Below are 11880 nucleotides of genomic sequence, written 5' to 3'. Positions count from 1 at the left end.
TTTGTGCAGGGTTGTGGAAAAGCTGTGGATAAATTTCAGTAACTGTTGAAAACTTACGCACATGTGGATACAATTTCAGGAAGAAGTCTTTTCCGTGATAATGTGGACTAAAATGCATATTCAGGCGAATGAGTCAAGAGAAAACCTAAGTAATCCACTGTTTTTGTGGATAAAAAGTGAATTTTGTGGATAGATAAATATGAATCGTGGATAACTAATTTTTGCCGGGAAGAAACTCTTTCCGGTTTTTTGTTTTACTCTACAAAACCTGTGGATAACTTTTGTTCACGGGCTATTTTTGTACCTCATTAGCTTCTGGACAATTTGCTTGATATACTCAATCTGAGCAACCATTGGACTCTATCTCTATAAATTCATTAACGGGGTGAGCAGCATGGAAATAAGGCAATTGCATGCAGATGATTTTGAAGAAGGCTTAGGCTTGTCTGAATATGCTTTTCAGTACAAGGTGTCCGGAGAAGACAGGGAACGCGCCAGAGCGAAGTTCAAGCCGGATCAAATATGGGGAGTATTCGAAGGAACAAGTTTAAGTGCCAAGCTGGTACTTCTTCCGCTTCAGGCATACATACAGGGCAAGCCCGTATCTATGGGTGGAATTGCGGGTGTAGCCACGTGGCCGGAGAACCGCAGGCAGGGATATGTGGCCAAGCTGTTGACCCATACGCTGCAAACCATGAACGAAGCGGGGCAAACACTGTCTTTTTTGCACCCGTTTTTAATTCCCTTTTACCGTAAATTTGGCTGGGAGATCTATTGTGAATATAAGAAATACAACATACCTGTGGATAAATTCCCGCGGAAGGCTGAAATACAGGGCTCTGTGAAGCGCGGGGCGGCTGATATTGAAGTATTGCAACAGCTATATGTCACATTTGCAGCCCGGTACAACGGCACACTGCAACGTACGGCGGAATGGTGGAAGGAAAAAGTACTCGATGAAGATACACATCAGTGTGTATTTTATTCGCAGCAGGGTGAACCGGAAGGGTATGTGCTGTATAAAATAGTGAACAAAGAACTGGTCATCGATGAATTTGTCTATCTGAATGAGAAGGCCCGCCAAGGGCTGTGGACATTTCTGGCTAACCATGACTCGATGATCACCGGAGCTTCATTGAAGCTGGTTCCCTCTGATGACATTCTGCCGTATTTGCTTCCCGACCCGCGGATTGCCCAGGAGAATTATCCGTACTTCATGGCACGCATTGTCAACGCCCAAGCCTTTATAGAGAATTTGTCTTTCCATGCGCTGAGCGGTATCCGGGAACGGCTGCTTTATATAGAAGATGAGCATGCCCCCTGGAATAACGGCCTTTGGCGTTGGACAGTAGCTGAACACGGGGAGGTATCATTTACTCAGATCCTGGGAGACAGATCAAACGCTGATCTTATATGCAGTATTGGTACACTTACCGTACTGTTGATGGGATACAGACGTCCAGTTGAAATGGCCCGGTATGGACAGTTATCCGGAACGCATGAAGCTGTAGATTGGCTGGAGAAGCTGATCCCGCAGGCGCAAACGGCTTTATTTGATTTTTTCTGACAAACCTGAAGGCTCTTCCGCTTACATTAGAAGCAGGAGAGCCTAATATACATATCCCCTTGCAATGGGATCCGTGAAGCTATTCGGAATACAATACGGCTAAAAAGTAAAAAATAAGAGCAACCACTTGGAATTCAGTGAGAATATGTTATAATATGAAAAAAGTCAAAGAAAGTCAAAGTCAACGCGAGCTCGACAACAGTGTTCTTAGAATTGTAACAGTTGGTGGTCAGGCTAAGTACGAAGGCTGTTGCAGCCGATTCGCACTTCAGTCCCCGGGTTAAATTCTTTAGAGCTATGTATGGACGGCGGACGTTGACACAGCACAAGCTTAACCAAGGCTTACACACTGGAGGATGAGTGATGCGTAATATCTCCGATATTATTGAACAATATCTGAAGAATATTTTGCATGAAAGTCCCGAAGGTACGGTGGAAATTCAGCGCAATGATCTGGCGGACCAGTTCTCCTGTGTCCCGTCGCAGATCAATTACGTCATCAGTACACGCTTTACTTTGGAAAAGGGATATGTAGTGGAGAGCAAACGCGGCGGTGGAGGGTATATCCGGATTCAGCGCTTCGAACTGCCTCAGAATGTGGCACTGTATGCACATCTGAACTCCACAATAGGGAATGATATTGACCAGAATTCCGCCGAAGGACTGATTTATCAGCTGGAGGAGGCCCGTTTTCTCTCCAAGCGTGAAGCGTGTCTTATGCGGTCCGCTGTTTCCCGGGAATGCCTGACGGTTAATCTGCCGTACCGGGATGAGATTCGTGCCAAGCTAATGAAGGCCATGCTAATCTCTTTGTTAGGCAAATAATTGTCAAAATGTGAGGGAGGGACACCGCTCATGCTATGCCAGGAATGCGGGGTCAAACCGGCTACACTCCACTTCACGAAGATCGTGAACGGAGAGAAGACAGAATTTCATATTTGTGAAAGCTGTGCGCGGGAAAAGGGGGAGCTCATCCCCGGCACTGCCGGAGGATTCTCCATACACAGCTTGCTTTCCGGGCTGCTTGATCTGGAGAGCGCAGGCAAGGGCAAGTCAGAGGCCGCACAGACTGTGCAGGGGCTGCAGTGTGAGAACTGCGGTATGACCTACTCACAGTTCAGCAAGCTTGGACGGTTCGGCTGCAGCTCGTGCTACAAATATTTTGACAGCACGCTGGACCCGCTCTTCAGACGGGTACACGGAAGTACGGCCCATGTGGGCAAGCTTCCCAAACGGGCGGGTGCACAGATCATGTGTAAACGCCAAATTGATGAGCTGAAGCAGGAATTACAGCAGAGCATTATGCAGGAGGAGTTTGAAACTGCAGCTGAGCTGAGGGATCAGATCCGCAAACTTGAAAAAGAAATGCCACAAGAGTAAAGTCTTTGATATATAGGAGGGGATTCCACATGTCAAGTCTCCGGTTTACCGAACAAGCACTCAGTGACTGGATGCGCTGCGGCGGGAGTCATTCCGAGATTGTTATCAGCAGCCGCATGCGTATCGCCCGTAATCTGGAGCACCTTCCCTTCCCGCTATTGGCGTCTGCGCAGCAGTCGGAAGAGGTGCTGGAGCAGCTTGCTCCTGTATTTCAGGGAGAAGCCTCTGCGGATTTCGGCAACTTTCAGCTGCTGAGGCTGGATGAGCTCGATGAGCTGGATAAAAAAGTACTGGTGGAGAAGCATCTGATCAGTCCTAATCTGGCTGATGATTCCAAAGGCGGAGCAGTCATTCTTAATGAGGACGAGTCAGTCAGCATTATGATCAACGAGGAGGATCATCTCCGCATTCAATGCCTGTTTCCAGGGCTGCAGGTCAGAGAAGCCTGGGTAAGGGCAACAGCCATTGATGATATCTTTGAGGCTGCTGTCAATTACGCTTTTGATGACCGCAGAGGATACCTGACCAGTTGTCCCACCAATGTGGGAACCGGGCTCAGAGCCTCGGTAATGGTTCATCTGCCGGCACTGGTTATGACCCATCAGATTAACCGGATTCTATCCGCTGTTAATCAGGTCGGTCTTACCGTTAGAGGAATTTATGGTGAAGGCAGCGAAGCAGTAGGGAATATCTTTCAGATTTCCAACCAGATTACGCTTGGCCAGACCGAGAATGAGATTATTGAGAATCTACACAGCGTAGTTACCCAGATTATAGAGCATGAGCGGAACGCGCGTGAACGCCTGCTTGTGGATTCCGCACTGCGGATTACCGACCGCATCAAACGTTCATACGGGATTCTAGCCTACGCGGCTGTGATGGAGCTTAAAGAGTCTGCACAGCGGCTCTCCGATCTGAGGCTTGGTGTAGATTTGGGGATACTGGAAGGGCCTTCGATTTCAGTGCTTAATGAGCTGAATGTCAAGACTCAGCCGGGCTTTCTGCAAAAGCTGTTCGGCGACGAGCTTTCGTCCACCGAACGCGATATGTACCGGGCAAAGCTGCTCCGGGAAACACTGGGATCACAACATTAATTATAGATATATATTATCCGTGGAGGTGCAGGAGATATGATGTTTGGAAGATTTACGGAACGCGCACAAAAGGTGCTGGCGCTGGCGCAGGAAGAAGCCGTTCGTTTGGGACACAACAACATTGGGACAGAACATATTTTGCTCGGACTGATTCGTGAAGGGGACGGCATTGCCGCCAAGGCACTGATCGGACTCGGTCTGGGTCTTGAGAAGATTCAGGATGAAGTGGAAACGCTGATTGGCAGAGGTCAGGAACAACCGACCAACATCGCTTATACTCCTCGTGCCAAAAAAGTTATCGAGCTGTCTATGGACGAAGCCCGCAAGCTGGGTCATACGTACGTGGGCACTGAGCATATCCTGCTCGGACTCATCCGTGAAGGAGAGGGCGTAGCTGCCCGTGTGCTGAACAATCTCGGTATCAGCCTGAATAAGGCCCGTCAGCAGGTGCTGCAGCTTCTGGGCAGCAGTGAAGCCACTTCAAGCCATAGCGGTGCTCCGGTTAATGTCAGCACACCAACGCTGGATGGTCTGGCCCGTGACTTGACTGCCTATGCCAAGGACGGCAACCTCGACCCGGTTATCGGCCGCAGCAAGGAAATTGAACGTGTTATTCAGGTGCTCAGCCGCCGTACCAAGAATAATCCGGTGCTGATCGGTGAGCCAGGGGTTGGTAAAACAGCAATTGCTGAAGGCCTGGCCCAAAAGATCATCAATAATGAAATTCCGGAAACCTTGCGCGACAAACGCGTAATGACCCTGGATATGGGTTCTGTAGTTGCCGGTACGAAATACCGCGGTGAGTTCGAAGACCGCCTCAAAAAAATCATGGATGAGATTCGCCAGGCAGGCAATATCGTGCTCTTCATCGATGAGCTGCATACCCTGATCGGAGCCGGTGGTGCGGAAGGTGCAATTGATGCCTCCAACATCCTGAAGCCCGCTCTGGCCCGTGGTGAACTGCAGTGCATCGGTGCCACAACGCTTGATGAATACCGCAAATATATTGAGAAAGACGCTGCACTTGAACGCCGCTTCCAGCCAATTACGGTGGATCAGCCTTCTCCTGCAGAAGCTGTACAGATCTTATTCGGTCTTCGGGACCGTTATGAAGCCCATCACCGGGTGAAGATTACGGATGAAGCTATTGTGGAAGCTGTGAAGCTGTCCGACCGCTATATCCCTGACCGGTTCCTGCCGGACAAAGCGATTGACCTGATTGATGAAGCAGGCTCCAAGGTAAGACTTAACTCTTACACCATCCCGCCGAATCTGAAGGAACTCGAAATGCGTCTGGATGATATCCGCAAGGAGAAGGATTCCGCTGTACAAAGCCAGGAATTCGAGAAGGCTGCAGCGCTGCGCGATACCGAGCAGAAGATCCGTGAAGAGCTCGATACCACGAAGAACCAGTGGAAAGAGAAGCAGGGCCGTACGGACTCCCAGGTTACGCCTGAGGATATCGCACAGGTGGTTGCCAGCTGGACCGGCATTCCGGTCAGCAAGCTGAAGGAAGAGGAAACCGACCGTCTGCTCAATATGGAATCAATACTGCATGAACGGGTAATCGGCCAGGACGAAGCCGTTAAGGCTGTCAGCCGGGCTCTCCGCCGGGCACGTGCGGGTCTGAAGGATCCGAAACGTCCAATGGGTTCCTTCATCTTCCTCGGTCCAACCGGGGTCGGTAAAACCGAGCTGGCACGGGCACTTGCCGAAGCCATGTTCGGTGACGAGAATGCGGTAATCCGTATCGATATGTCGGAGTACATGGAGAAGCACTCTACCTCCCGTCTGGTCGGAGCGCCTCCAGGCTATGTAGGATATGAAGAAGGCGGACAGCTGACTGAGAAGGTACGCCGCAAACCGTATTCCGTGGTCCTGCTGGATGAGATTGAGAAGGCTCACCCTGAAGTATTCAATATTCTGCTGCAGGTACTGGAAGACGGCCGTCTGACCGACTCCAAAGGCCGTGTAGTCGATTTCCGCAATACCTTAATTATCCTGACCTCTAACGTAGGGGCACAAGCGATCCGCAAGAATTCGACTCTGGGCTTCACCGCGGTACAGGATGCCGGTGCCGATTACGGCAATATGAAGGGCAAGGTAATGGAAGAGCTGAAGAAGAGCTTCCGCCCTGAGTTCCTGAACCGGATCGACGAGATTATTGTCTTCCACTCTCTGGATGAGAAGCATATCGCCGAGATCGTTACCCTGATGTCCGAGGAGCTGCGCAAGCGTCTGCGTGAATATGATGTAGACTTCCTGCTTACCGACGGCGCCAAGGCTTTCCTGGCCAAAGAGGGCTATGACCCGGCCTTCGGTGCCCGCCCGCTCCGCCGGGCGATTCAGAAGCACATCGAAGACCGCCTTTCCGAAGAGCTGCTTAAGGGCAACATTAAGAAAGGTGATTCCCTCAACATTGATGAGGTGAACGGCGAGCTTGTAGTAACCAAAGTGGAAGTGCCGGCTGAGGTCGTCCTGGAGAAGGAAGAGAAGGAAGTCGAAACCGAATAATTTTCCAGCAATATGAAACAAAGCTCCCGCTCCTCCGTATAGAGGGGCGGGAGCTTTTATATGTCCGGAGTGATTAATTCTGCCCTGAATCAGGCAGGTTAAGGAGGACGCAAACGAAAAGTAGATCTTAAGTGACCTTTCGTTCAGTGTGCAGAAATGGTAAACTTTGATTAAGAGAAAATTATCCGCAATTTTAGCAAGTTCGGACCGTTAGGAGCGCACATGGCCAAACCAAAAACAAAATTTTTCTGCACCGAATGTGGTTACGAATCACCGAAATGGTTCGGGAAATGCCCGGGCTGCCAGGAATGGAACTCAATGGTGGAAGAAACGGAAAGCGTAGTCAAAACCCAAGGCATGAATGCACCTATTTTTCAGAGTAAAGAAAAGGCGCAATCGATCATAAATATAGAAAGTGACAAAGAGCCGCGTATCCTGACAGGCATCGGAGAGCTTAACCGTGTGCTTGGCGGCGGTATCGTACCCGGCTCGCTGGTACTGGTCGGTGGCGACCCCGGAATCGGGAAGTCCACACTGCTGCTGCAGACATCGCACGCCCTTACAACCCAGGGGCTCCGCGTTCTGTATATCTCCGGGGAAGAATCGGTGCGCCAGACCAAGCTTCGGGCTGACCGCCTCGGGGCGTTGTCGGCGGAACTGTATGTTCTGTGTGAGACGAACATGGAGAGCATTGAAGAAGCAATCGAGCAGATTAAGCCGCAGTTTCTGGTCATCGACTCGATCCAGACCGTGTTTATGCCTGAAGTGACCAGTGCGCCAGGCAGTGTAACACAGGTGCGGGAATGTACGACAAGATTTATGCGGATTGCCAAAATCCGTGGAATCGCAACGGTACTTGTAGGACATGTAACGAAAGAAGGCGCAATTGCCGGTCCACGGATGCTGGAGCATATGGTGGATTGTGTGCTCTATTTCGAAGGAGAACGTCATCATACGTACCGGTTGCTGCGGGCGGTGAAGAACCGCTTTGGCTCAACCAATGAAATCGGTATTTTCGAGATGGGTGAGGTTGGCCTTACCGAGGTGGAGAACCCTTCCGAGCTGTTCCTTTCTGAACGGCCGCTCGGAGTGGCCGGTTCCGCGGTTGTAGCCAGCATGGAAGGCACAAGACCGGTGCTTGTTGAATTACAGGCGCTGGTTGCAGCAACCCATTTCCCTTCGCCCCGCAGAATGTGCACAGGTATGGATCATCAGAGAATGGCGCTGATCATTGCTGTTCTGGAGAAGCGGATGGGCATGTTCCTGCAGAATCAGGATGCTTACCTCAATGTTGCCGGAGGTGTTAAGCTGGATGAGCCGGCGGTGGATCTGGCGGTCGCCATCAGTATTGCTTCCAGCTTCCGGGATATTCCGACCAAGCCGTATGATGTGTTTTTTGGGGAGGTAGGACTTACCGGCGAGGTGAGAGGGGTGTCACGCGCAGAGATGCGGGTGAAGGAGGCCGCTAAGCTCGGCTTCCGGCGGGTAATTATGCCTGAGAAAAGCATGAAAGGCTGGAAGCATCCGCAGGATATCCAGATTATAGGCGTCAGCACCGTAGCAGATGCACTAGCGGTCGCGTTAGATTAGGGGGCACAGGGACATGAAAGAATACAATCCATTAGATAATATGAATGATCTGCTTAGAATGGCCGCACCCGGAACACCTTTCCGGGAGGGGCTGGAGAATGTGCTGCGCGCGAAGACCGGGGCACTTATTGTTGTCGGATACAGTCCGGAAGTGATGGAAGTTGTCGATGGCGGATTCTCCATTAACTGCGATTTTTCACCCAATTATTTATACGAGCTGGCCAAAATGGACGGAGCGATCATCCTGAGTGAGGATCTGAAGCGGATTCTGTATGCCAACACCCAGCTGATCCCCGATTCCTCTATTTCATCCATCGAGACAGGTATCCGTCACCGGACCGCTGAACGGGTGGCTAAACAGACCGGCAAACTGGTTGTTTCCATTTCCCAGCGGCGGAATATAATCACCCTGTATCAGGGTTCAATCCGTTATGCGCTTAAGGAGATCGGCGCGATTCTGGCCAAAGCCAATCAGGCGATTCAGACCTTAGAGAAGTACAAAGCCGTGCTGACACAGGGGTTGACTAACCTTTCTGCTGCCGAATATGAGGGGCTTGTGACGGTGGCTGAGGTAGTCGGCGTGATCCAGCGGGTAGAAATGGTATTGCGGATCAAAATGGAAATTAAGCGTTATATTAACGAACTCGGCAATGAAGGCCGGCTGATCAGCATGCAGATGGAAGAACTGGTCGGAAATACAGAGGAAGAAGCCTGGCTTCTGTACAGAGACTATGCAAGAGAGGAGCAGGAGGACAAAATCCGCGAAATTATCGCCGGGCTGAAGCGAAGCAGTGACGATGAACTGATGGATGACAACCATATTGCCCGTTTGCTGGGCTATTCCTCCACGGCTATTGCATCCGAGGAAGCCGTAACTCCGCGCGGTTACCGTCTGCTCAACAAAATTCCGCGGCTGCCGAATGTGATCATCCACAATCTGGTGGAACGCTTTGAAATGCTGCCTAATCTGATGACGGCGAGCATTGCTGAACTTGATGAGGTGGACGGCATTGGAGAGGTCCGCGCACGCAATATTCAGGACGGACTCAAGCGGCTCCAGAAACAAGTTCTTATTGACAGGCAAATGTAAATAACATACAATCACGTAATATTGGGAACCCATGAAGTTCAAAGTAGGAAAATTGAGGTGAAGAAATGATACAAAAATCAATTCCGAGTCTTTTTACCATCGGTAATCTGATGCTTGGAATGTTTGGTATCATGATGGCGTTTGACGGTAAGCTGAGCATGGCCGCTATCATGGTGATTATCGCTATGTTGCTCGACGGGCTCGATGGCCGTGTTGCGCGCGCGCTGAAGTGTGAGAGTGAGTTCGGCAAGGAGCTGGATTCCTTATCCGATGTAGTATCTTTCGGCGTTGCACCAGCGCTGATTATGTATCTCACAAGTCTGCAGGATTTAAACTCTGCATTAGGATGGACTATTACAGCGATTTTCCCGGTGTTTGGAGCTTTGCGTCTGGCCCGGTTTAATGTCCGCCCGGGGATTCCGGGATATTTTGTAGGATTGCCGATTCCTGCTGCAGGTGGCGTTCTGGCCACGCTGGCACTTTTTCATAAAGATGTATCTGCACCGTTTATGATTGTCGCTACCCTGCTGCTGTCTTACCTGATGGTCAGCACGGTGAAGTACCCTAACTTCAAGAAGATCGGCTTCCCCAAAAAGGCAGTTATAGGTGCCCCTGTAGTAATTGTGATCGCTGTAGCGGTTGCTGTTGTTTTCCCTGAACAGATTGCCAAGCTGATCTTTGCTTTGCTTGCGTTATATGCCCTATACGGGTTCAGACAGAGTCTGGGCCTCTTGACAGCCCGCCGTCAACGCCGCCGCAGGAAGAGACATGCGGAAGATAAGGTGTATCATTCCAAGAACGGATAGTCCTAATTACGCACTTATTACTTTTTTTATCTATACAAAAAAGGCTGTGCCCTCCCTGATTCAGGAGAAGGCACAGCCTTTTCTGCATTGGTAACGGATGAAGGAGAGCGCGGGCTGCCTTGCTAGGACAAGTTAAATAATCCGAGTGTAGCGCATTTTTGCGATTCCTTAGACACAACCTCGTCCATATTAATATCGAGCAAATTGCAAAGTGCAGACATATAGAACAGCTCGCGGCCCAGTTCTGAGGCAATGACCTCCCGGCAGTTCTCACACAGTTCACCTTCAAGATGGGTTCCGGCAAGCTCTTTGGCTTGTTCAAGTCCCAAAGCCGGTTCAAAGACCTGCTTGGTTGCGTGAAGCTGAATGCAGCCGCATTCCGTAATGGATTTGACGACAGCTCGGTTGACGGATGCACTGCTCTGTCCATTCTTGGACATTACATCCAGAAGACTGCGGTGACGGAGCAGCAGTTCGGAAACTTGATCCTGGAAAGCCTGTAAACTTGGTGCGCTCATTTTCCATTCACCCCTGGGTTCGTAATTGAGTTCATTATATGCCAGGGCCTCCCCTGTTTTCAACAAGGAATAGAAGTTTACGGCAGGCTTTGCAGACCAGGAAATTAATGGCTTCATAAAAAATAACGGCTCCCCGGATTATCGTCCTAAAAATTGGAACATACTGGTGAGGTATAGATCATTTTTGGATGAATAGAAGGAGGTGCTGGTTATGTGGAAAAAGATTATTTTGACGCTTGCCGGGTTATGTGGAGCCTGGTCCGGTTATTCGCTATATCATGCGGCAGAAAGAGGGTTCCCGGAGGGCATGGGAAAACTGGGTGATAGCTTGCCCGTGGAAGGAAGCATTTTGTTTGCGGTGCTGGGTGCCATTATTTTTTTGTTTGCGGGGACGTTATGCGCGGATTGGGCGAGTACAAAACTGCAGGAGGCGGTTCAGTATTGTTCGCGTATACCGATGAGCGAACTCGCTGCAGGCGCTGCAGGGCTTACAGGAGGTCTGCTGCTGTCACTGCTGCTGTATCCAGTCATGGCCTGGCTGGGCAAGGCTGGAGAGCTGCTGCAGGTGGCAGCAACCCTGGCTCTGGGTTATATGGGCCTGCGGATCGGGCTGGAGAAGAAGGAAGAGCTGGCTTCGCTATGGACTACCGGACGCTGGGGTCGTTCTGCTGAACCGGAGGGTCGGGGACCTGAGGAGCATAAGATTCTTGATACGAGTGTTATTATCGATGGCCGGATTGCCGATATCTGCAAAACGGGTTTCATTGAAGGAACCATCGTTATTCCCGAGTTTGTTCTTGAGGAGCTGCAGCATATCGCAGATTCGTCAGATCTGCTGAAGCGCAACCGCGGACGCAGAGGGCTTGATATCCTAAACAAGATTCAGAAAGAGCTGGATGTCAAAGTGCTGATCTACGAAGGTGATTTCGAGGAGATTTCCGAAGTGGACAGCAAGCTGGTCAAGCTGGCTAAGGTGCTGCATGGCAAGGTTGTCACCAATGACTTCAATCTCAACAAGGTTTGCGAGCTCCAGGGCGTATCGGTACTGAATATTAACGATCTGGCCAACGCGGTGAAGCCGGTGGTTCTGCCTGGTGAGGAAATTATTGTGCAGGTGATCAAAGACGGCAAAGAACATGGACAAGGCGTGGCTTATCTTGACGACGGCACCATGATTGTCGTGGAAGGCGGCCGTGATTATATCGGCACTACGATGGAGGTTCTGGTTACCAGTGTGCTACAGACTTCCGCAGGCCGGATGATTTTTGCCAAACCGAAGCTGCTGGAAAAAGCGCAATAAGGGTAAATCAGCCCCTGGAGC

The 11880-nt window shown here is 50.5% G+C and carries 10 protein-coding genes; 9 read left to right on the top strand and 1 reads right to left on the bottom strand.

Features of this window, described 5'->3' with window-relative positions:
• Nucleotides 1-394: 394 nt before the first annotated feature.
• From GC101_RS31145 to pssA, 8 genes are all read left to right on the top strand, one after another.
• Nucleotides 395-1567: a GNAT family N-acetyltransferase gene (locus GC101_RS31145; protein WP_171720471.1), complete on the top strand. Its 1173-nt coding sequence runs from the start codon at nucleotides 395-397 to the stop codon at nucleotides 1565-1567.
• Between the two features lie 363 nt (nucleotides 1568-1930).
• Complete coding sequence (locus tag GC101_RS31140; RefSeq protein ID WP_039298529.1) at nucleotides 1931-2392, top strand: CtsR family transcriptional regulator; 462 nt, start codon at nucleotides 1931-1933, stop codon at nucleotides 2390-2392.
• 30 nt (nucleotides 2393-2422) lie between these two features.
• On the top strand, nucleotides 2423-2947 hold the full coding sequence (gene mcsA / locus GC101_RS31135; protein WP_171720470.1) for a protein-arginine kinase activator protein McsA: 525 nt from the start codon (nucleotides 2423-2425) through the stop codon (nucleotides 2945-2947).
• Between the two features lie 29 nt (nucleotides 2948-2976).
• A complete protein-coding gene (gene mcsB, locus GC101_RS31130) occupies nucleotides 2977-4041 on the top strand; it encodes a protein-arginine kinase McsB (RefSeq protein WP_039298534.1) in 1065 nt (354 codons plus the stop codon).
• Between the two features lie 36 nt (nucleotides 4042-4077).
• The gene (gene clpC / locus GC101_RS31125) at nucleotides 4078-6555 is read left to right on the top strand and encodes an ATP-dependent protease ATP-binding subunit ClpC (protein ID WP_171720469.1); all 2478 of its coding nucleotides are present in this window, start codon (nucleotides 4078-4080) and stop codon (nucleotides 6553-6555) included.
• 222 nt (nucleotides 6556-6777) lie between these two features.
• Nucleotides 6778-8145, top strand: a complete 1368-nt coding sequence (gene radA, locus GC101_RS31120; protein ID WP_039298540.1) for a DNA repair protein RadA — start codon at nucleotides 6778-6780, stop codon at nucleotides 8143-8145.
• A 13-nt stretch (nucleotides 8146-8158) separates the two neighbouring features.
• Nucleotides 8159-9235, top strand: coding sequence for a DNA integrity scanning diadenylate cyclase DisA (disA, locus tag GC101_RS31115; RefSeq protein ID WP_039298543.1), 1077 nt, complete (start codon nucleotides 8159-8161; stop codon nucleotides 9233-9235).
• Between the two features lie 65 nt (nucleotides 9236-9300).
• On the top strand, nucleotides 9301-10041 hold the full coding sequence (pssA, locus tag GC101_RS31110; protein ID WP_039298546.1) for a CDP-diacylglycerol--serine O-phosphatidyltransferase: 741 nt from the start codon (nucleotides 9301-9303) through the stop codon (nucleotides 10039-10041).
• 122 nt (nucleotides 10042-10163) lie between these two features.
• Here pssA and GC101_RS31105 read toward each other — a convergent pair whose 3' ends face one another.
• Nucleotides 10164-10559, bottom strand: coding sequence for a nucleoside triphosphate pyrophosphohydrolase family protein (locus GC101_RS31105; RefSeq protein ID WP_039298549.1), 396 nt, complete (start codon nucleotides 10557-10559; stop codon nucleotides 10164-10166).
• A gap of 211 nt (nucleotides 10560-10770) precedes the next feature.
• Here GC101_RS31105 and GC101_RS31100 point away from each other — a divergent pair, with 211 nt between their 5' ends.
• Nucleotides 10771-11859: a PIN/TRAM domain-containing protein gene (locus tag GC101_RS31100; RefSeq protein WP_171720468.1), complete on the top strand. Its 1089-nt coding sequence runs from the start codon at nucleotides 10771-10773 to the stop codon at nucleotides 11857-11859.
• Nucleotides 11860-11880 lie beyond the last annotated feature (21 nt).

Origin of the sequence: Paenibacillus phytohabitans (assembly GCF_013141775.1) — a bacterium.
Classification (GTDB): Bacteria; Bacillota; Bacilli; order Paenibacillales; family Paenibacillaceae; genus Paenibacillus_AQ; species Paenibacillus_AQ phytohabitans.
Note: the sequence above shows the minus strand (reverse complement) of the source record. Positions and strands in the feature narration are given on the sequence as shown.

What these genes read in the sequence shown, in the direction of transcription:
- mcsB (WP_039298534.1), top strand. Translation starts at nt 2,977, where the DNA reads ATGTCAAGTCTCCGGTTTACCGAACAAGCACTCAGTGACTGGATGCGC.
- GC101_RS31145 (WP_171720471.1), top strand. Translation starts at nt 395, where the DNA reads ATGGAAATAAGGCAATTGCATGCAGATGATTTTGAAGAAGGCTTAGGC.
- GC101_RS31100 (WP_171720468.1), top strand. Translation starts at nt 10,771, where the DNA reads ATGTGGAAAAAGATTATTTTGACGCTTGCCGGGTTATGTGGAGCCTGG.
- GC101_RS31105 (WP_039298549.1), bottom strand. Translation starts at nt 10,559, where the DNA reads ATGAGCGCACCAAGTTTACAGGCTTTCCAGGATCAAGTTTCCGAACTG.
- GC101_RS31140 (WP_039298529.1), top strand. Translation starts at nt 1,931, where the DNA reads ATGCGTAATATCTCCGATATTATTGAACAATATCTGAAGAATATTTTG.
- disA (WP_039298543.1), top strand. Translation starts at nt 8,159, where the DNA reads ATGAAAGAATACAATCCATTAGATAATATGAATGATCTGCTTAGAATG.
- clpC (WP_171720469.1), top strand. Translation starts at nt 4,078, where the DNA reads ATGATGTTTGGAAGATTTACGGAACGCGCACAAAAGGTGCTGGCGCTG.
- pssA (WP_039298546.1), top strand. Translation starts at nt 9,301, where the DNA reads ATGATACAAAAATCAATTCCGAGTCTTTTTACCATCGGTAATCTGATG.
- radA (WP_039298540.1), top strand. Translation starts at nt 6,778, where the DNA reads ATGGCCAAACCAAAAACAAAATTTTTCTGCACCGAATGTGGTTACGAA.
- mcsA (WP_171720470.1), top strand. Translation starts at nt 2,423, where the DNA reads ATGCTATGCCAGGAATGCGGGGTCAAACCGGCTACACTCCACTTCACG.